This window comes from Amycolatopsis sp. SB7-3 (assembly GCF_041021335.1).
GTDB classification, from domain to species: Bacteria; Actinomycetota; Actinomycetes; order Mycobacteriales; family Pseudonocardiaceae; genus Amycolatopsis; species Amycolatopsis japonica.
This window is the reverse complement of the sequence record NZ_JBFPJQ010000002.1, coordinates 1,367,138-1,385,790: the sequence shown is the minus strand read 5'-3', so window position 1 is coordinate 1,385,790 and position 18,653 is coordinate 1,367,138. Positions and strand designations below refer to the sequence as shown.

18 protein-coding genes are annotated in these 18,653 nt (G+C 69.4%); 8 read left to right on the top strand and 10 right to left on the bottom strand.

The window, feature by feature from the left end:
• Window positions 1–9: 9 nt before the first annotated feature.
• The 4 genes from solA to AB8M46_RS24410 are packed head-to-tail and all read right to left on the bottom strand — an operon-like array spanning window position 10 to window position 3,746.
• Entirely contained in the window at window positions 10–1,161 is a 1,152-nt protein-coding gene (gene solA, locus AB8M46_RS24425; RefSeq protein WP_394361706.1) for an N-methyl-L-tryptophan oxidase, read from the bottom strand.
• The gene (locus AB8M46_RS24420) at window positions 1,154–2,215 is read right to left on the bottom strand and encodes an LLM class flavin-dependent oxidoreductase (protein ID WP_394361705.1); all 1,062 of its coding nucleotides are present in this window, start codon (window positions 2,213–2,215) and stop codon (window positions 1,154–1,156) included. The genes solA and AB8M46_RS24420 overlap by 8 nt, the downstream gene beginning before the upstream one ends.
• A gap of 31 nt (window positions 2,216–2,246) precedes the next feature.
• A complete protein-coding gene (locus AB8M46_RS24415; RefSeq protein WP_037348177.1) occupies window positions 2,247–2,444 on the bottom strand; it encodes a tautomerase family protein in 198 nt (65 codons plus the stop codon).
• A 36-nt stretch (window positions 2,445–2,480) separates the two neighbouring features.
• Window positions 2,481–3,746 carry a DegT/DnrJ/EryC1/StrS family aminotransferase gene (locus tag AB8M46_RS24410; RefSeq protein WP_394361704.1) on the bottom strand — a complete coding sequence of 422 codons (1,266 nt, stop codon included), beginning with the start codon at window positions 3,744–3,746 and terminating at the stop codon, window positions 2,481–2,483.
• A gap of 279 nt (window positions 3,747–4,025) precedes the next feature.
• On the opposite strand from AB8M46_RS24410, the gene AB8M46_RS24405 reads away from it, so the two are divergent.
• Complete coding sequence (locus AB8M46_RS24405) at window positions 4,026–5,021, top strand: iron-siderophore ABC transporter substrate-binding protein (RefSeq protein ID WP_037348180.1); 996 nt, start codon at window positions 4,026–4,028, stop codon at window positions 5,019–5,021.
• Between the two features lie 8 nt (window positions 5,022–5,029).
• Here the strand turns inward: AB8M46_RS24405 and AB8M46_RS24400 are convergent, their stop codons facing one another.
• The 3 genes from AB8M46_RS24400 to AB8M46_RS24390 are packed head-to-tail and all read right to left on the bottom strand — an operon-like array spanning window position 5,030 to window position 8,294.
• Entirely contained in the window at window positions 5,030–6,694 is a 1,665-nt protein-coding gene (locus AB8M46_RS24400) for an MFS transporter (protein WP_394361703.1), read from the bottom strand.
• The gene (locus AB8M46_RS24395) at window positions 6,691–6,897 is read right to left on the bottom strand and encodes a hypothetical protein (RefSeq protein WP_037348181.1); all 207 of its coding nucleotides are present in this window, start codon (window positions 6,895–6,897) and stop codon (window positions 6,691–6,693) included. The genes AB8M46_RS24400 and AB8M46_RS24395 overlap by 4 nt, the downstream gene beginning before the upstream one ends.
• Complete coding sequence (locus tag AB8M46_RS24390) at window positions 6,894–8,294, bottom strand: amidase (RefSeq protein WP_394361702.1); 1,401 nt, start codon at window positions 8,292–8,294, stop codon at window positions 6,894–6,896. The genes AB8M46_RS24395 and AB8M46_RS24390 overlap by 4 nt, the downstream gene beginning before the upstream one ends.
• A gap of 330 nt (window positions 8,295–8,624) precedes the next feature.
• On the opposite strand from AB8M46_RS24390, the gene AB8M46_RS24385 reads away from it, so the two are divergent.
• From AB8M46_RS24385 to asnB, 5 genes are read left to right on the top strand one after another with little or no spacing between them, the layout of a single operon-like run.
• A complete protein-coding gene (locus AB8M46_RS24385) occupies window positions 8,625–9,650 on the top strand; it encodes a pyridoxal-phosphate dependent enzyme (protein WP_394361701.1) in 1,026 nt (341 codons plus the stop codon).
• 1 nt (window position 9,651) lies between these two features.
• Window positions 9,652–10,230 carry a serine O-acetyltransferase EpsC gene (gene epsC, locus AB8M46_RS24380; protein ID WP_052121326.1) on the top strand — a complete coding sequence of 193 codons (579 nt, stop codon included), beginning with the start codon at window positions 9,652–9,654 and terminating at the stop codon, window positions 10,228–10,230.
• The gene (locus tag AB8M46_RS24375) at window positions 10,187–10,765 is read left to right on the top strand and encodes a cupin domain-containing protein (RefSeq protein ID WP_125736210.1); all 579 of its coding nucleotides are present in this window, start codon (window positions 10,187–10,189) and stop codon (window positions 10,763–10,765) included. The genes epsC and AB8M46_RS24375 overlap by 44 nt, the downstream gene beginning before the upstream one ends.
• A 24-nt stretch (window positions 10,766–10,789) precedes the next feature.
• Window positions 10,790–11,401, top strand: coding sequence for a disulfide bond formation protein DsbA (locus AB8M46_RS24370; RefSeq protein ID WP_394361700.1), 612 nt, complete (start codon window positions 10,790–10,792; stop codon window positions 11,399–11,401).
• A 23-nt stretch (window positions 11,402–11,424) separates the two neighbouring features.
• Window positions 11,425–13,266, top strand: coding sequence for an asparagine synthase (glutamine-hydrolyzing) (asnB, locus tag AB8M46_RS24365; protein WP_394361699.1), 1,842 nt, complete (start codon window positions 11,425–11,427; stop codon window positions 13,264–13,266).
• Window positions 13,267–13,275: 9 nt separating this feature from the next.
• On the opposite strand, the gene AB8M46_RS24360 is transcribed toward asnB, so the two are convergent.
• The 3 genes from AB8M46_RS24360 to AB8M46_RS24350 form a co-directional block, all read right to left on the bottom strand.
• Window positions 13,276–14,007: a FadR/GntR family transcriptional regulator gene (locus AB8M46_RS24360; protein WP_125736207.1), complete on the bottom strand. Its 732-nt coding sequence runs from the start codon at window positions 14,005–14,007 to the stop codon at window positions 13,276–13,278.
• 130 nt (window positions 14,008–14,137) lie between these two features.
• Entirely contained in the window at window positions 14,138–14,878 is a 741-nt protein-coding gene (locus AB8M46_RS24355) for an iron dependent repressor, metal binding and dimerization domain protein (RefSeq protein ID WP_394361697.1), read from the bottom strand.
• A gap of 35 nt (window positions 14,879–14,913) precedes the next feature.
• On the bottom strand, window positions 14,914–15,303 hold the full coding sequence (locus AB8M46_RS24350) for a MerR family transcriptional regulator (protein WP_037348190.1): 390 nt from the start codon (window positions 15,301–15,303) through the stop codon (window positions 14,914–14,916).
• A 74-nt stretch (window positions 15,304–15,377) separates the two neighbouring features.
• Between AB8M46_RS24350 and AB8M46_RS24345 the strand changes: the two genes are divergently transcribed.
• Window positions 15,378–17,927 (top strand): PEP/pyruvate-binding domain-containing protein, encoded by a 2,550-nt coding sequence (locus AB8M46_RS24345; protein WP_394361696.1) that lies wholly within the window; start codon window positions 15,378–15,380, stop codon window positions 17,925–17,927.
• Window positions 17,924–18,595, top strand: a complete 672-nt coding sequence (locus AB8M46_RS24340; RefSeq protein WP_037348192.1) for a tyrosine-protein phosphatase — start codon at window positions 17,924–17,926, stop codon at window positions 18,593–18,595. Before AB8M46_RS24345 ends, AB8M46_RS24340 begins: the two co-directional genes overlap by 4 nt.
• The last annotated feature ends 58 nt before the right edge of the window (window positions 18,596–18,653 follow it).

The following is an 18,653-nucleotide window of genomic DNA, read 5'->3' as shown; positions in this document are numbered from 1 at the left end:
ATGCTCACGTCAACGGAAGCGCTTGACGTCCATGAACGAGAAATCGATCCGCGGTTCGCGGCCGGTGGCCAGATCCGCGAGCAGTTCGCCGATCCCGGTGGCGTGTTTGAACCCGTGCGCGTTGTCGCCACCGGCGACGATGACGTTCGGCGCTTCGGGCAGCGAGCCGAGCACGAACTGCCCGTCCGGCGTGAGCGTGAGCATGCAGACCGCCACCCGCGAGGGTTCCGGACGCAGGCCCGGCAGATGCTCGGCGAGCACTTCGCGCAACGGTGCCCAGTCGGCCGGGGTCACCGAACGGTCGGTGTCGAGCGGATCGAACGGGACCGCGGCGGCGCCGAACTGCTCCAGGCCGAGTTTGACGTCGTGAGGCGGATCCGCACCGCAGCCCCACAGCACCGTGCCGCCGACGAGTTCCCGCATGAACACCGGGAAATCCGCCAGCCGGAAGCGATCCGTGCCGTCTTCGGGCTCGAACCAGGTGACCGGCATCCGCACCACCCGGAGCCCGGGCAGCGGTGTCAGCGTCGGCATCGACGGGAGCCACGATCCGGTCGCCACCACCACGCGCCGCGCATGCCAGGTCCTCGCCGGGCTGTGCACGAGGACGCCGTCGTCGGTCGGCTGGATCCCGGTGACCTCGGTGCCGGTGAAGATCCGCGCCCCCGCGGTCTCCGCAGCGCCGAGCGCGGCCCGGATCGACGCCTCGGGCCGGAGCAGCCCGGCCGACGGTTCCCAGACGCCGATGTCGTCCGGGGCCAGCGCGGTGTGCTGGGGGAACCGTTCGGCGAGCCGGGCGCGGCCGAGCGGTTCGACGTCGATGCCGTGCTCCCTGGCCGCGGCCAGCGTTCCGCCCGCGACCGCGGAATCCGGCGCGCCGATCAAGAGACCGCCGTACCGGTGCAGCAACGGTTTCCCGGTCAGGCGGCCGAGCAGATCCCACAGCTCGGCGGATCTGCGCGCCAGCGGTACCAGGCCGGGATGTTCCAGGCAGGTGACCCGGAACATCCGGCTGCCGCCGTGCGACGCGCCGAGCGAGTGGCCGCGGCCGTGGCGTTCGACACCGATCACCCGAACACCACGGGCCGCGAGCTGCCACAGGGCCATCGAGCCCCAGGCGCCCAGCCCGACCACGACGACGTCGGTGTCCGGCTCAGGCATCGAAGCGGGGCACCACGTCGGTGGTGAACAGCTCGAGTGCGCGGATGGCGTGCTCGTGGTCGAGATAGCCGGGGCTCAACTGGACACTGACCGAGAGGTCACTGCCGAAATTCTCGGCGATCCAGCCGATCTGCCCGGCGACGTCGTCGGGAGTCCCGGCGAGAACCTTGTTCTGTGTCAACGACTTCTCGAAGTCGTACGCGCGGACCTTCTCGATGAGCTTCTCGTAGCCCTGGTACGCGCCCGACGTGGTCGACGCCCACGAGGCGATCGCGCCGCTCATCTGCTCGATGTAGTTGTTCTCGAACTTCTCGCCCCAGGCCAGCGCCGTCGCCCGGTCCTCGGCGAGATAACAGGTGTACTTGATCTGGATGCGGCCGTCCTCGGGCCGTCGTCCCGAGGACGCCCACGCCGTGCGGTAGCCCTGGATCATGTCGGTCAGCGTTTCCTGACTGACGATCGACGGGACCACCTGGAGATGATGGCCGGCGGCGCCCGCGGCGGCGCACGACTCGGGATTCGAGGCCGAAGCGACGAAGAACGGCGGGTATGGCCGCTGCACCGGCCGGGGCAACAGCGTCACCGGGCCGAAACTGTGGAACTCGCCCTCGATCTTCACGTCCACTTCGGACAGAAGTCGACGGCAGGCATCGACGCCTTCGTCGAAGCGACGCCGGCTTTCGTCCATCGGGACGCCGAACCAGTCGAACTCGTCCGGGAGGAAGCCGCGGCCGAAACCGGCGTCCAGCCGTCCGCCGGAAAGGTTGTCCAGCATGGCGAGTTTGCCCGCCAGTTTGAGCGGATGGGTGAAGGCGGGGATCACCGCGCCGGTCGTGATCCGGATCCGCTCGGTCCTGGCGGCGATCGCGGCGAGCAGGGTCACCGGGTCGGGACTGTAGCCACCGTAAGGAGATCCGTAGTGTTCGACGGTCTGGACGTGTTCGAGTCCCGCGCGATCGGCCCGCTCGGCCAGATCGATGACTTCGCGGTAGTAGTCGCCCGCCGTTTTGCGGTCGGGGGAGAAGACGGGGAAGAAGTTCAAGCCGAATTTCACCAGTACTCCCAGCTGTTCGGAAGGGTGCCGGTCAGGACGGCCGGGGTGCGACGGGTTTTCCGCCGAGCCCCCAGCGGTGCGCGGGTACCGGGTCCAGTACCACCCACACGTGTTCACGGATTTCTTCGCCGTAGGTGCCGACCACCGCGTCGGTGATCGCGGCGATCAGTTTCGGCTCGGTTTCTTCGGTGATCCGGTTTTCCAGGATCTGGACATGGATGTAGGGCATGACGGAGCACGCTCCGATCTTTCGCGCGGGATCAGGTCAGCTGTGGCTCAGAACGGCCCGCCTGCCGAAGACCTCGTTGAGGCTGCTTCGGAGCGCGGAGCACAGGAGCGCGACCTGGGTGTCGGTCAGACTCGGGTGGCACGGGAGGTTCATATGCTCGGAGAACCAGATTCGTTCCGCCACCGGACATTCTCCGGGGCCGTGCCCGCGGGACTGCCATTCCGGCGTGAGATGCAAGGGGAAATAGCGCAACTGGATCTCGACGCCGCGCCGGTCGAGCGCCCGTACGAGCGCGTGCCGGGCTTCGTCGCCTCCGGTGACGAAGAAAGTGTAGAGATGGTACGAATGTTCGTTGCCGGGATCGACGAGCGGAAGCCGGATCTGCGGATGCCCGCCGAGTACATCGTCGAGTTTGGCCGCGATCTCTTGCCGTCGCCGGACCAGTGCCGGCAGCTTCCGCATCTGCACGGTGCCGACGGCGCAGGCGGCCTCGGACAGGGTCGCGTTCGTCCCGGCGCCGTGGATCCCGGTGACCGATTCCCGGTACACCGCTTCGGAGAACTTCATCCAGGGCAGTGTTTCCGGTGGTGAGCCGAGGATCCCGCTGACCGGTCCGGCGACCATGTCGACCTCGTTCGACCGGATCCGGTCCACCCGGACGGCCCAGTCGTCGCGGTCGAAGGTGATCATGCCGCCCTCGCCGAGGGTGGTGATGTTCTTCGAGGAATGGAAACTGAACGTGCCGATGTCGCCGAGGGAACCGGGCCGCCGTCCGCGATAGCCCGAGCCCAGTGCGTGGGCGCAGTCTTCGAGCACCAGTACGTCGTGCCGGGCCGCGATGGCGCAGATTTCCGCCATGTCGGCCGGATTCCCGCCGTAGTGCACCAGGATGATCGCCCTGGTCCGCGACGTGATCAGCGCTTCGAGCTTACGTGGGTCGAGATTGAGCGTTTCGGGATCCACGTCACAGAATCGGACGCTCGCCGGGGAGGCCAGCAGCGGCTGGATCGATGCTTGGAACGTTTGCGTGGTCGCGATCACTTCGTCGCCGGGCCGGAGGTCGAGCAGCCGGATGGCGATTTCCAGCGCGACGGTGCCACTGGTGACGGACAACGCGTACCGGGAACCGGTGTAGGCGGCGAACTGGGCTTCGAACCGGTCCCGCCACGGACCCGCCGTCAACGCGAGATCGTTCTGCAGAACCGTTCTGAGCACGGCGAAATCCTCGTCGTCGACGACGGATCCGCGTCGAGCGGAAGGAATCTGATAGCGGGGCTTGGTACTTTCGGCGGCCTCGTTCACTTGCACCCCCAAGTGCGTGGATGACGAACGTCGAAAACATGCAGCCGCCGAAGCCCGGAACCCGACCGTCGCTGCATCGGCTCGAACAGTGAGCCTTTCGCAAGGGAAGCACGCCCAATTGCGGGCAGGATTCAACCTAACAGCAGACGTATGACTGGCGCAACAACCGATGTTTTGGCAGCCTTACCTAAGTAGGTCGCGCCTGCCGTCACCTCGATGTCGCGCCGGGGTGATCCGGGAGCACCTCCGTTTCCGTGTCCGACTTCGTGGAGTGCGTAGATGCAGCAGATGGACCTACCCGGCCGACCGAGCCGGCGTGCCTTCCTGGTGGGAACGGCGGGTTTCGCGCTCGCCGGTTGTGCGCCCGGAAAGACGGACGACTCCGCCCCATCGGGCGGGTTTTCGGTGCAGCTGGAAGGAAAACTCGGATCCACGACGTTGGATCGCTTGCCGGCCAGGGTGATCGCGCTCGGCTTCGGACAGGACGCCGACGCCGCCGTCGCGCTCGGCGTCATCCCGGTGGCCATGCAGGAGGGAACGTCGACCCCGGAGCGGATCCAGCCGTGGGTCGCGCCGTTGCTCGGAGCCGCCCGTCCCGAGCTGATCCGCGCGGGACCGGACCGTCCACTGGAACGCTTCGCCGCCCTGCGGCCGGATCTGTTCCTCGCCGTCGGTGACTACTACCTCGAAACCGGGTACCAGCGGCTCACCGGGATCGCGCCCGTGCTGGGCTACGTCACCGGCCCGAACCTCGACCCGTGGCAGGACACCACCCGGCGGATCGGCCGGGCGCTCGGAAAGGAGTCCCGAGCCGAACAGCTGATCACCGGAACGCTCGCCAAGATCGCCGCGGCCAGGGACACCGCCGGACTCACCGGGAAGACGTTCAGCTGCAGTTCGGTGAGCAGCGGGGGACAGGTGTACACCAAGAACACACCCGAGGACGTGCTCGCGGTTTCGTTGGCGCAGTTCGGTTTGCGTCTTTCGGAGAAGGTCACCCGGCTGCGGTCCACGACGACGAAGGGGGTCGCGGCGGTCGGCCCCGAGCGGCTCGACCTGCTCGACGCGGACATCGTGCTGATCAGTTACGAATCGGTTCAGCAGAGGCGGGCCTTCGAGGCCGAACCGTTGTTCACGCGGCTCCCGGCCGTGCGCCGGGGTGCCTACCTCGCGATCGACAAGGCCGAGGCACAGGCGCTCGCGTTCCCTTCCGCCCTCGCGCTCGCCCACACCGCGGAGCGGATCGTGCCGCGGCTCGCGGAGGCCGCACGATGACGCGCGGCTCACGACCCCGCCTGCCCGACGACGACGTCGTGCCGCACGGGCGTGTCGTCGGCCATGATCCGCCCGACCGACGGCTGGTGGCTGGGCGCGGTGCAGATGACCAGATGGGGCCCCGGCGCGGTCGGGGCCGCGTGGTACCAGCCGGTCTCGTCGGTGACCGTGCGGACGACACGGCCGCCGTCCGGATTCACCAGCAGTACCACCGCGCCGGGCACGGGATCGCCGTCGAGTCCGCGGACCCGTCCGGTGGCGGCCGCGAGCCGTTCCGCGGTCCGCGGTGGCAGGACGACCACGCCGACCGCGGCGGCGGCCGCCACGCAGACCGCCGAGACGGCGAACGCGACGGCGTATCCGTGCGCGAGTCCTTGCGCCGCCGGAGAACGGCCGGCTGCCGCGGCGGCGACCGTGGTCAGCACGGCCAGCCCGATGGCGCCGCTGGTCTGCCGCACCGTATTGAGCACGGCCGCGGCCACCCCGCCCGAGGTGGTGGGCACGCCGCTGGTCGCCGCCACCGTCAGCGGGGTGAACGCCGAGGCGGTCCCGAAACCGAACACCACGCTCGGCAGCACGATCATCGCCGCGGACGAACCGCCGGTGGCGAGTGAAGCGGCCACCCCGGCGAGCCCGGCCGCCCCGAGCGCGCACCCCAGCGCCGCCGCGCGCCGGGCGCCGAGGCGGATGGTGAGCGGGCCTGCCGCCTTGGCGCCGGCGAACATCGCCAGCCCCGCGGGCAGGAAGCCGAGTCCGGCGCCGAGCGGGCCCGCGCCGTGCACGTACTGGAGAGCGAACGAGATCAGCACCGGTGCACCGAAGAAACCCAGGCCCAGCAGGAACATCACCAGATTCGCGCCGCGGACCGCGCGGTGCCGGAACAGGCTGAGCGGGACCAGCGGGGCCGCCGCCCAGCGTGCCTGGTGCAGCAGGAACAGCCCGCACAGCAGGATTCCCGCGATCAGCGGGCCGATCACCTCCGACGAGCCCCAGCCCACGGCTTCCGACTCCATGACCGCGTACACCACGCCGGTCAGCCCGGTCGTCGCCAGTACCGCGCCGACGACGTCCAGCCGGTGCGCCGGTCCGGACCGGGATCGGCCGGGCAGCAGGACCACCGTGCCGGCGACGGCGACCAGTCCCAGCGGCACGTTGACGAAGAACACCCAGCGCCAGCCCAGGAACTGGGTCAGCAGACCACCGGCCAGCGGACCGGACGCGGCACCGACGGCACCGATCGCGCTCCACGTGCTCAACGCGCGGGCGCGCCTCGGCCCGGCCGGGAAGGTGTCGGTCAGCAGGGACAACGTCGCCGGCATCAGCAGCGCGCCGCCGACCCCCTGCCCGGCCCGTGCCGCCAGCAGGAGCGCCGGATCCGCGGCCAGTCCGGCGAGGAGGCTCGCCCCCGCGAACAGGCCCATCCCGGCCAGCAGTATCCGGCGTCGTCCGAAGACGTCCGCACACCGGCCGCCGAGCAGCAGGCAGCCCGCGAAAGCGAGCGTGTACGCGTTCACCACCCACGGCAGCGTCGCGGCGGAGAACCCGAGATCGGCGCGGATCCGGGGCAGGGCGACGGAAACGATCGTGGCGTCCAGCACCACCACGAACGAGCCGAGACAGGCCAGCGCGAGCACCAGATGGTCGCGGCGGCGGGCGGGGGAGGACGTGCTCATGAAACCTTTCCTGTTCCTACTGCGTCTTCTTCGCCCGTCCGGAAACCGAGGACGGGTAGCGCGTGGCGGGCCGCGGGGACGTCGTACAGCGCGTCGATCGCCGCCCGCTGCCACGAATAGCGTGCGGCCAGCCCGGCGATCTCGGGTTCGGTGGCGGGCAGGGTCGCGGCCCCGAGCAGGACGCGGATCTCCGGTTCGCTCATGACGGCTCCGGCGGGGTCATGAGATGCCAGCCGGTGGCCGTTTGGAAGGCGTCGCCCGCCTCCAGCAGTTCCGGTTCGCCGTGCACCGGCCCGGCCAGCTGCAGCGAGAGCGGCAGTCCGTCGGCGGTGAACCCCATGGGCAGCGCCAGCACCGGATTGGCGAGCCCGTTCCAGTACGGGGTGTTGATCACGCCGAAGAGTTCCTCGTTCTCGGGTAGCCCGGCGGGGGACAGCAGCGAGGCGAACGGGGGCGCGCCGACGGACGCCGTCGGGCAGACGACGAGATCCACCTCGGTGAACAGTGCGCTGACCGCCCGCTGCGCGACCTGTCGCACGCGCTGGGCCTGGACGTAATCGGCGCCGGTGACCAGCGCGCCGGTGGCCAGGAGCCCGCGGGTACCCCGGCCGAAGTCGAGCCATCGGTGGCAGAGGTCCGCGCGGTGGTGGGCGAGCGCTTCGCTGGCCACGGTCACCAGGACGGCGGTCACCAGTTCCGTCTGGTACGGCAGCGTGATCGAGCTCAGCCGCGCGCCGAGCCCGGCGAGGACCGCGAGCGCCTCGGCGAAGACACCGTCCAGCGCGGGATCGCGGCCGGGAGGGAAATGGCGGTCACGGACGACCCCGACTCTCAGCCCGGTGAGGTCACCGCGGAATTCGGGACGGGGCATCGGCCCGGCCGCGGAATCGGGGTCGGCCGGATCCGGTCCGGCGAGGACCTCCAGCACGGCCGCGCAGTCCCGGACGGACCGGGCCAGCGGGCCGATCCGGTCGAGGCTGTAGCCCAGCGGAACGCAGCCGGTTCTCGGCACCCGGCCGTAGCCGGGCATGAGACCGGTGACGCCGCAGAACGCCGCGGGCACCCGGATGCTGCCCGCGGTGTCCGACCCGATCCCGGCGAGGAACATGCCGGTCGCGACGCCGATCCCGGCGCCCGAACTCGATCCGCCCGCCCAGCGTCCGGTCCGCCAAGGATTGCGGGGGATCGGGAAGGGATGCTCCTGTTCCGGCATCCCGCAGGCGAACTCCATGGTGGTCGTCTTGCCGGTCAGTACCGCTCCCGCCGCTCTGAGCCGGGCGGCGACCGTCGCGTCCCTCCCCGCCAGCCAGCCGCGGTCGTGCACGAGACTCTGCGCCGTCGTCGCCGCTTCGGCGGTGGCGATGATGTCCTTGACGCCGATCGGGATCCCGTGCAGCGGCCCGCGGTCCAGCCCGGCCGCGAGTTCCGTGTCCGCCCGTCTCGCCGCGGCGAGGGCGGTCTCGTCGAGACGGGTCAGGTAGGCGCCGTAGACCGCGTCACCGCGATCCGCGGCGGCCATCGCCGCCTCGGTCAGGCCGACGCTCGTGACCGTGCCGTCCCGCAGGGCCGCCGCCGTGGCGGTGAGGGTGCGCGGGCGCAAGGACGTGGTGCCGATGTCCGCCTCCGATCCATCAGGTGTGGTTAGCCTAACCTTGGACCCTCAACCCGGGTTGAGGTCAACTCGGGCTGACCGGACCACCCGATCGTGCTGTCCATCGGGCAAGCGGATGACTGAACGTCTGATGTTCGACAGAGCAGGTGTTTACTTGCTAGCCTGAACCCGGTTCCGCGCGCGGCCCTGCCCCCGCGGACCACCGGTACGAGCGTTTTCCGCCACCGGAGAATCCGGATCCGCCGAGGGGATCCACACCCGAACACCACGCCGCGCTGATCGTCGCGCTGCTCTAGTGGCGCCTGGGGAAGGACTCGCATGACCGACACCGTTCAGCCAGAGATCGCTCTCACCGTGGAGCAACCGCTCGCCGAGGCACCGGATCAGGCGATCGCACTGGACCGGCATCCCGGGCTGCGGGAGTTCGCCGGGAGGCTCGGCGACACCCCGCTGGTCGAGGTTCCCGGCCCGCCGGGCGGGGCGAAAGTGCTGGCGAAGTACGAATTCGCCAATCCGTTCGGTTCGGTGAAGGACCGGACCGCGTTCGCGCTGGTCTGCCGGGCGATCGCCGCGCACACCGGCCCGGAACCGCTGAAACTGCTCGACGCGTCGGCCGGGAACATGGCCCGCGCGCTGGCCGGACTCGGCGAACTGGCGGGGATCCCGACCCGGCTCGTGGTCCCGTCCGTCATCCCGCCGAGCCTGCTGACCGCGATGGAGAAGACGGGTGCCGAGATCGAACTCGCCGACGCGGCAGGCGGTCTGCTCGGGATGATCAAGGTGTGCGAGAAGATCGCCGCCGACGATCCCGGGCTCACCCCGCTCGTGCAGCACCGGAACATGGCCAACGTAGCGGCCCACGAATTCGGTACCGGCAAAGAGATCCTGGACCAGCTCGGGGAGCATCGGCCCGCCGCCTGGGTCAGCGCGATCGGAACCGGCGGCACCCTGGCCGGCGTCCACCGGGCACTGCGCACGCGGTGGCCGGATCTGGTGGTCGCCGGGGTCACGCCGTCGGAAATGCCGTACGGCACCGAGCGGGCTCCGCATTCCGAGCCCCGGTTCGCCGGTGCCGGCGGATTCGGCAACGGACTGCGTCAGCCGTTCGTCGACACCCAGCTTCCGGGCGCGGAACAGCTGCACGTCACCTACGCCGAATCGCTGCGGGGAATGGTGGAGTACCGGAAGCTCACCGGTACCTCGATCGGCGCCTCCGCCGCGGCCGCGTGGCTCAGCGCGAAGAAGGTCGCCGAACGGTTCGGCCCCGGCGAGGTCGTCGTGACCCTGTTCGCCGACGCCGGCCCCGAGGAGGATTGGGTCAAGGCCGAGCAGACGGCGGGCTGACATGCGACGGCCCTTCAACCGGTTGCGTGAAGATCTCGTGACCACAATGGACAAAGACCCGTCGGTGACCTCCTTGCTGGAGGCGCTCTGTCATCCCGCGTTGCCCGCGGTCTGGAGCCACCGGATCGCGCACCGGCTGCATCGCGGCGGCCATCGGATCCTCGCCCGTCTGCTGTCGAACGTGGCGAAGATCCTGACCGGGGTGGAAATCCATCCCGGGGCCCGGATCGGCAGGCGGTTCTTCATCGACCACGGGCACGGCGTCGTGATCGGTGAGACCGCCGTCATCGGCGACGACGTGACCCTCTATCAGCAGGTGACGCTGGGCGCCATCGGCTTCTGGCGGGACAACGCCAGGGCCGAAGGCGAGGCCCGGCATCCGCGTATCGGCGACCGGGTGGTCGTCGGCGCCAAGGCGACGGTGCTCGGCCCCGTGACCATCGGGGACGGCGTCGTGGTTCCCGCACACAGCCTCGTGCTCACCACCATCGAATCCGGCGGCAACGGGAAGACCCCAGTGAAGATCGGAGACGGGAATGTCCAACGACCTCATGGCCAGTATCCGGTTCAGCGAGAATGACCTTCGTACCAGGGTCGCCAGGTTCACCGACCTGGTCGGAACGGACGGCGGTGCCCCGGACACGGTGCTCGCCGGCTGCGCGCGGGTGATGTTCAACGTCATCGGCTTCCGCCCGCCGGAGCGGAACGGCGCCGCGGACGACCAGGTGATCTCCCCGATCGGCGCGAAGAGCTCGGGCAACGCGCCGATCGACATCGCCGAGGGCTTCAACCTCGCCTACATCAAGGCCACGCCGGGGAACGGCACGATCCTGCACAACCACGACACGAACGAGACGTTCATCCCGCTGAGCGGCACGTGGCGTTTCCGCTGCAACGACGACGACGATCTGTACGTCGACCTCGGCCCGTTCGACGTGATCTCCCTCCCCGCCGGGCTCCAGCGCCGGTTCACGAACCTGGAGGCCGCTCCCGGCACGGAGGAGAGCCTGATGATCGTCATCGTGGCGGGGGACCGCCCGAAATCGGTCATCTACCCGGAAGTGCTCCAGGCCGCGCGTACCGAAGGCGCGTACACGCCGGCTTCCTTCGCCTGAGTACCACCAGAAACGAGGACAGCGATGACCGAGACCACCGTCCGGGCCGACCTGTGGTTCGACCCGATCTGCCCGTGGGCGTGGCAGACCTCGCGTTGGCTGCTCGAGGCGGCCGAAGTGCGCGAGATCGACCTGCGTTTCCACCTGATGAGCCTCGCCGTGCTGAACGAGGGCCATCAACTGCCCGAAAAGTACGAAGTGATGATGCGTGAGGGCTGGTATCTCTCGCGGGTCGTCGCGGCCGCCGCCCGTGACCACGGCGAGAAGATCGTCGAACCGTTGTACACGGAGATGGGCACGCGCATCCATCCCGGCGGGAACGAGGACTACCGCGAGGTCACCGGTCTCGCTCTCGAAGCGGCCGGACTGCCGTCCGAACTGGCCGGCGCGGGAACGGACACGACGCTCGACGCCACGATCCGCGCGAGCCACGACGAGGCGATCGCCGCGGTCGGTCCCGACCTCGGAACGCCGGTCGTGCGCATCGACGGCAGTGCCTGCTTCGGGCCGGTACTCGCCCAGGTGCCGCGCGGCGAGGCAGCGGGCCGGGTCTTCGACGGCGTCCGGGCGCTCACCGGGTTCGAGTATTTCTTCGAGCTGAAGCGGGCGCGGACCGCGGAACCCGTTTTCGGCTGACACCACAGGTACTGGGAGGCGAAATGTGCGGAATCACCGGTTGGGTGTCGTTCGAGGACGACCTGCGGAACCGGCGGCCGGTCCTCGACGCGATGACGGCCACGATGTCCTGCCGCGGTCCGGACGCCGGGGGTGCCTGGCTCGACCGGCACGCCGCGCTCGGGCATCGCAGGCTCGCGGTGATCGACCTGCCCGGCGGTGTGCAGCCGATGTCGGCGGCGACCCCGGCCGGTGAGGTGGCGCTGGTCTACAGCGGCGAGGTCTACAACTACACCGAGCTCCGCGAGGAGCTGCGGGGCAAGGGACACCGGTTCCACACCGACAGTGACACCGAGGTGGTGCTGCGCGGGTACCTGGAATGGGAGGCGGGAGTCGCGGAACGGCTGAACGGTATGTACGCCTTCGCCGTCTGGGACTCCCGCACCGCGAAACTGGTGCTGATCCGGGATCGCATGGGCGTGAAACCCCTTTATTACCAGGCGACCTCCGACGGTGTGCTGTTCGGTTCCGAGCCGAAGGCGATCCTGGCGAACCCGCGCGCGCCGCGTGTCGTCGACGCGGACGGTCTGCGCGAACTGGTCGCGTTCACCAAGAAACCCGGCTGGTCGCTGTGGAAGGACATGCACGAGGTCGAGCCGGGGTCGATCGTCACCGTCGACGACCGCGGGATCCGTTCGCGCACCTACTGGCGCCTGCGGACCGCTCCGCACACCGACGACCAGGACACGACGGTCGCCAGGGTCGGCGAGCTGATGACCGACATCGTGCACCGCCAGCTGGTCTCGGACGTGCCGAGGTGCGTGCTGCTCTCGGGTGGGCTGGATTCGAGCGCGGTCACCGGGATCGCGGCGGCGCGGCTCGCGGAGACGGGGGAGCCGCTGCGCACGTTTTCGGTCGACTACGCGGGGCAGGAAGAGAACTTCCGCCCGGACGAGATGCGGGACGCCCCGGATTCGCCGTTCATCCGGGACGTCGTCGATCTCGTCGGCTCGGTGCACGAGAACGTGGTGCTGGACCCCGCCGAACTCACGGATCCCGACGTGCGCCGGGCGTGCGTCGCCGCGCGGGACATGCCGTCCGGGCTCGGCGACGTCGACCTCTCGCTCTATCTGCTGTTCAAGGCCATCCGGCGGCAGTCCACAGTGGCCTTGTCGGGCGAGGCCGCTGACGAGGTGTTCGGCGGCTACCGCTGGTTCTTCGAAGAGGAGTCCCGTACCACCGACATGTTCCCGTGGCTGGTGTTCCGCAACGCGGTCACCAGCGACCGGGAGAACCTGCTCCGCCGTGACGTCCGCGAGGCGCTCGACGTGCCGGCCTACGCCGCCGACGAATACGCCTCGGCGGTCGCGGAGGTCGAACAGGTGCCCGGTGACGACGCCTTCGAGCAGCGGATGCGCGTGATCTGTCACCAGAACCTCACCCGCTGGGTCCGGGTGCTGCTCGACCGCAAGGACCGGATGTCGATGGCGGTGGGGCTCGAAGTACGGGTCCCGTTCTGCGACCACCGGCTCGTCGAGTACGTCTACAACACCCCGTGGGCGTTCAAGAACTTCGACGGCCGGGAGAAGAGCCTGTTGCGGCAGGCGACGAAGCATCTTCTGCCTGCCTCGGTCACCGAACGGCTCAAGAGCCCGTATCCGTCCACACAGGACATCGGATACGCGGTCGCGCTTCAGTCACAGGCGAAGGAAGTGCTGGCGGACATCGATTCACCGGTTTTCGAGCTGGTGAACCGGGATTGGGTGTACGACGCCGTCCAAGCCGACGCGGCGACGTTGACCGGCCAGACGCGGCACGGGCTCGACCGGGTACTGGACCTGCATCATTGGTTCGACCTCTACCGGCCGTCCGTACGCCTCGGCTGAGCACCGCTCTCAACGGCGTTTCGGCGTGCTTTTCCTTTTACGCGGCGCGGATTTCTTCTGTGCCTTGGTCAGCACCGCGACGGCGGCGTCGATGATGACCGCGACGGCCCGTTCGGCCCGATCGGCGTCGCCGTCGGTGATGGCCTCGGCGAGGGTGTCGTGATCCGGGAAGTCGATGTGCTCACGGCGCAGCTCGGCCATCACCGTCGCCACCCCGCTGCTGAGCGCGTAGCTGAGGCCTTCCCACAGCTCGATCAGTACCGCGTTGTGGGTGGCGGCGATGATCGCGGCGTGGAATTCGTTGTCGGCGGCGAGGAAAGCGTCCTCGTCGCCGGCGTCGCGTGCTTCGTGCTGGGCGGCGAGTGCCTCGGTGATCCTGGTGACGTCCTCGGGGCTTCGCCGTTCGGCCGCCGTCCTGGCGGCCTGGCGCTCTATGCTGTTGCGGACTTCCAGTACTTCGAGCACGTTCGCGGCGCGGGTGCGCCGCAGCAGGGCCGCGGACAGGCCGTGCCGCGCCCGCACGTAGGTTCCGTCGCCACGGCGCGGTTCCAGCAGACCGGCGTGTTCAAGGGCGCGGACGGCTTCGCGGACCGTGCTGCGCCCGACCCCGAGCTGCTCGACCAGCTCCTGTTCCGGCGGGATACGGGAGCCGACCGGCCATTCGCCGGTCTCGATCAGTTCCTCGAACTGTTCGACCACAGTGGACGAGAGTCTCGCTGTGCTGGCCGCTCGAAGTGGCATGGCGGTCTCCCTCCTTCGTCCCCCGGATACGGACATCAGATCGGCAGATCATATGACATCTTACTGCCTGGCCAGGACAAGACGGGCGCGCCCGGTCGAAAAACGATATGTGGCGCGCGAAAGAGCGATCTCAGCGACCGGCCACGCACCGGGTGCGGGTGTTCACGGCGGAATTCGCCGCGGCGGCGTCACAGACGATCATCATGGACGCCTGGTGCCGCTCGAGGGGCACGGTCGCCGTCGCCGTACGTGCTTCGAACCGCCGCCCGTCGGCGGGAACGAGCGTCATTCGCGCACCGGGGGTGATGCCCGCGGTCAGAAGCGTTTCGAGGAACGTGGAATCCTCCTGGAGGCGCTCGCTGATCCGGTGCAGCCGGACCTCCTGCCGCCCGGCGTGCGTGGCAGGGCGCATCCCCGGCGGGGCCGGCACCGGGGAAAGCCCCGGCAGGCCGAGGAAGGCGAGCCCGGGGATCGGCCCGCCGTAGGGGCTGAAGCGCGGGCCGCCGCAGAGTTCGAAGATCCGGCGCGCGGCGGCGTCGGACATCACGTGCTCCCAGCGGCAGGCCTCCTCGTGCAGCCGGGCCCAGTCGAGTCCGATCACCCGGTAGAGAAGTGTTTCCGCGAGCCGGTGCTTGCCCATGACCCGCACCGCGATCCGCCGTCCCTCCGGCGAAAGCTCCAGTCGCCGGTCTTCGGCGACCAGGAGGAGGCCGTCACGCTGGAGCCGGGCCACGGTCTGGCTGACCGTCGGGGCGCTCTGGTCGAGCCGGTCCGCGATCCTGGCGCGCAACGGAACGACACCGTCCTCTTCCAGCTCGTAGGCTGCTTTGAGGTACATCTCGGTGGTGTCGATCAGGCCACGGGCGGTCATGCTCCGGTAGCCTGCCCCCTCAACCCGGCTTGAGGTCAAGCGCCCGGAAGCTCCACTGTGGACCGGAACTCCGGACAGCGTTCCAGCGTGTTTTCGGGACAGCGGAGCAGATGCCGCAGATAGGTCCGCGCGGTGGCGAGTTTTTCGAGCTGCGACTCCAAGGCTTCGATCCGGGCGGAGACGGTGTCCCGCCAGTCGTGCGTGGCGGTGCGCCCGGCGAGCACGGTCGCGATCTCGTCGAGGCTGAGCTGGCCGGTGTCCCGCCACAGCCGGATCAGTGCGATCCGGTAGAGCTGATCGGTGTCGTAGTAGCGCCAGCCGGATCGCCGGTGCGGCTTGATCAGCCCGCGGCGTTCCCAGTAGTGCAGGGTCGAAACGGGCAGATCGAACCGGTCGGCGACTTCCCTGATCGATGCGGATTCCATGAACGTATTTGAACTCAACCCAGGTTGAGGATGCAAGCTTAGGCTAAGCAAACACCCCCTGGGAGGTAACGAAAGTGATTCTCGAGCTCGCCGAAGCGGGAGGCTGCCCGCGCGACCTCGTCGGTGGCAAGGCGGCGAATCTCGCGGAAATGACTTCGGCGGGTTTCCCCGTGCCGGAGGGCTTCTGCGTCACGACCGCCGCGTACCGGCGGGTGCTCGCCGGTGGTGACGGCCCGCGGCTGCTCGACGAGCTGACCAGGGTGCCGTCCGGTGACGAGCGGGCGCTGGCCGATCTGGCGGACCGGCTGCGGGCCCACGTGCTGACCGTGCCGATCCCGGCCCGGCTCGAAACCGGGATCGTCGAGGCGTACGAACGGCTTTCGGCGGACGGGCCGGTGTCGGTGGCGGTGCGGTCCTCGTCGACGGCCGAGGATCTGCCGGACGCCAGTTTCGCCGGGCAGTACGACACCTTCCTCGACGTCCAGGGTGCGGGCGAGGTGCTGGCGGCGGTGCGCCGGTGCTGGGCCTCGCTGTGGTCCGACCGGGCGACCAGGTACCGGGCGGCGCACGACACCGATCGCGCCCCCGCCATCGCGGTGATCGTGCAGCGTCTGGTCGACGCGGAATGCGCCGGCGTGCTGTACACGGCGAATCCGGTTTCGGGCAAACGGTCCGAAATCGTCGTCGACGCCGCGCCCGGATTGGGCGAAGCGGTGGTTTCCGGTGCGGTGACTCCGGACCACTACCGGCTGAGCGTCGAGGGCGAGACTGTCGAAGGGCCGGGCGACGGCTGCCTGACGCCGTCACGATTGGGTGAACTCGCGGCGGTCGGCAGGAGTCTGGAGAAGCACTTCGGCGCACCGCAGGACGTCGAGTGGGCGTTCAACGGTGAGGGTGAGTTGTGGTTGACCCAGTCGCGGCATATCACCACCCTCTTCCCGGTCCCGGAGAGTGAAGGGGCGCCGCGCGCGTACTGGTCGGTCAACGTCTATCAGGGGATCAGCCGCCCCTTCACGCCGATGGGCGCGTCCATGATCAGGGAGCGCCAGCGCGGCATGGCGGTGTACATGAGCGCGCTCGGCTTTTCCGACGAGATCACCGATGTGGACGGGTGGCTGTTCTGGGACATCACCGACGGCGTGCGGAGCCCGGCGAAGCGGCCGAAGATGGCCGCGTTCGTGGACAGCCTCGCGGCGCCGTCGGGCCGGCTCGTCGAACAGCTCGGGCGCGACCAGAGGTTCCCTCCGGTGTCGCCCGGTTCTGGAGAGGACGTCCCCCCGAAGAAACGCCGCCGCCGATGGGAACGGATGATCCCCGCGTGGCTGTGGCCGGATCAGGCCCGCGCCAAGGTCGTCCGCGACGCCGAACGGCGGATCGCCGCTTTCGCGGGCCCGGCCGAGGCGACGGCGGAAGAGCGGTTGTCCTTTGTGGAATCCGTTCGGCGAGATGTCTGTCAGATCGAAGCGAACCTCCCGCGTGACGCCAATACCGCGGGCGGGACCGGTGGGCAGCTGGCCGGGCAGTTGCTGCGCGGTTACGTGGACGAGGCGGAGATCGCCACAGTTTTCCGGGGTGTCCCGCACAATCCGACCACCGAGATGGATCTCGCGTTGTGGCGCGCGGGTGAGGCGATCCGGCGTGACGACGAAGCCTTCCGGCTGCTGCTGGACACCGCCCCCGACGAACTGGCCGCGAAACAGCTCGCGGGGACCTTGCCGGACGTGATCCAGCACGGTGTCGCCGCGTTCCTGGCGGAATACGGCTGCCGTGCCACCTCGGAAATCGACTTCGGCGTTCCCCGCTGGACCGACGATCCCGAGCCGGTCTTCGCGATGCTGGTGAATCTGCTGCGTGCGGAGGGCGAGGAGCAGAACGCGGAAACCCGCTTCGAACACGCGGCCGCGGCGGCCGAGGCGCGGATCGTCGAACTCACCCGGCGGCTTCCGGCGACCAAGGCGCACCGGGCGATCTTGGCGCGTTTCCTGCTTCGCAGGTCGAGGCGATTGCGTGGGCTGCGCGAGTTCCCGAAGTTCTGCCTGATGCGCGGTTTCGCCGCGCTTCGGAAGCAGCTGCTCCTCGTCGGCGAGGAGATCGTCCGGGCGGAGCGGCTGGACCGGGCCGATGACGTGATGTTCCTCGACCTCGCCGAAGTCCGCGAAGCCTTGGACAGCAGGGACTTCCGCGCGACCGTGGCGCGGCGGCGCGAGATCTGGGAGCGGGAGGCGCGCAGGCCGCGGGTGCCGTCGGTCCTGCTTTCCGACGGCACCGCACCTGCCGTCGAAGCCGTCGCGGGCGAAGGTGATCTCACCGGACTTGCCGCGGCGGCCGGGGTGGCGATCGGCCGGGCGAGGGTGATCCACGATCCCGACGGGGCACGGATCGAACCGGGCGAGATCCTGGTCGCCGCGACGACGGACCCCGGCTGGACACCGCTGTTCCTGACCGCGGCCGCGCTGGTGACCGAAACCGGCGGGATGATCTCCCACGGCACCACCGTGGCCAGGGAACACGGGATCCCGGCCGTGGTCGGCGTTCCCGGCGCGACCGCGCTCATCACCACCGGCCAGATGATCACCGTCGACGGCTCGGCGGGGACGATCACCCTCGGCGAGGAGTCCCGGTGACCGCGGTCGCTTCCGCGCTCACCGGCGCGTTCAACTTCCGCGACGCCGGCGGCGGGCCGATCCGGCGGGGACGGCTGTTCCGCAGCGACACCTTGCAGGCCCTGACCGGGACGGACAAAGAACTCCTGCTCGACCGGTTCGGTATCGAAGGCGTTCTCGACCTCCGCTCCAGCGCCGAGACGTTCAGCGAGGGCAGGGCGGAACTGCCCGGCGTCCGCTACGTCAACGTGCCGCTGCGGACCGTCCAAAGCGGACGGTCGAGCGCGCTGGAGGAAATCTACGTCGACCATCTCCGGCACGACGACGACCTCCCGGTCGCCATCGAGATCCTGGCGGTCCTGCTGGCCCGGCCCGTCGTCGTGCACTGCGCGTCGGGCAAGGACCGGACCGGGGTCGTCACGGCCCTCGCGCTCGGTCTCGCCGGGGCGTCGCGGGAAATGATCGTCCAGGACTACCTGCGCAGCGCGTACAGCCTTCCCCGGGTGATCGAGCGCTTCCGCGCGCTCCGGTTGCCGGAGGAACTGTTCCGGTGCACCGAGAGCACGATCAACGCTCTGCTGGACAGCGTCGAGGACGATTTCGGTGGCTTCGCCGGCTGGGCGCGGCAGCGTGGTGTGCCCGATGCGGCGGTCAGGACGTTGAAGGCGCGTTTGCTCAACGCTGGATGATCTGCGGAAGCCCCGGTAAATCGGTGGTCGGCGGCTCGGACGTCTCGTTATCGTCCTT

Excerpts from the sequence above, each read along its gene's own strand:
- solA (WP_394361706.1), bottom strand. The coding sequence starts at position 1,161 with ATGCCTGAGCCGGACACCGACGTCGTCGTGGTCGGGCTGGGCGCCTGG.
- AB8M46_RS24415 (WP_037348177.1), bottom strand. The coding sequence starts at position 2,444 with ATGCCCTACATCCATGTCCAGATCCTGGAAAACCGGATCACCGAAGAA.
- AB8M46_RS24405 (WP_037348180.1), top strand. The coding sequence starts at position 4,026 with ATGCAGCAGATGGACCTACCCGGCCGACCGAGCCGGCGTGCCTTCCTG.
- AB8M46_RS24400 (WP_394361703.1), bottom strand. The coding sequence starts at position 6,694 with ATGAGCACGTCCTCCCCCGCCCGCCGCCGCGACCATCTGGTGCTCGCG.
- AB8M46_RS24395 (WP_037348181.1), bottom strand. The coding sequence starts at position 6,897 with ATGAGCGAACCGGAGATCCGCGTCCTGCTCGGGGCCGCGACCCTGCCC.
- AB8M46_RS24385 (WP_394361701.1), top strand. The coding sequence starts at position 8,625 with ATGACCGACACCGTTCAGCCAGAGATCGCTCTCACCGTGGAGCAACCG.
- epsC (WP_052121326.1), top strand. The coding sequence starts at position 9,652 with ATGCGACGGCCCTTCAACCGGTTGCGTGAAGATCTCGTGACCACAATG.
- AB8M46_RS24375 (WP_125736210.1), top strand. The coding sequence starts at position 10,187 with ATGTCCAACGACCTCATGGCCAGTATCCGGTTCAGCGAGAATGACCTT.
- AB8M46_RS24370 (WP_394361700.1), top strand. The coding sequence starts at position 10,790 with ATGACCGAGACCACCGTCCGGGCCGACCTGTGGTTCGACCCGATCTGC.
- asnB (WP_394361699.1), top strand. The coding sequence starts at position 11,425 with ATGTGCGGAATCACCGGTTGGGTGTCGTTCGAGGACGACCTGCGGAAC.
- AB8M46_RS24360 (WP_125736207.1), bottom strand. The coding sequence starts at position 14,007 with ATGCCACTTCGAGCGGCCAGCACAGCGAGACTCTCGTCCACTGTGGTC.
- AB8M46_RS24355 (WP_394361697.1), bottom strand. The coding sequence starts at position 14,878 with ATGACCGCCCGTGGCCTGATCGACACCACCGAGATGTACCTCAAAGCA.
- AB8M46_RS24350 (WP_037348190.1), bottom strand. The coding sequence starts at position 15,303 with ATGGAATCCGCATCGATCAGGGAAGTCGCCGACCGGTTCGATCTGCCC.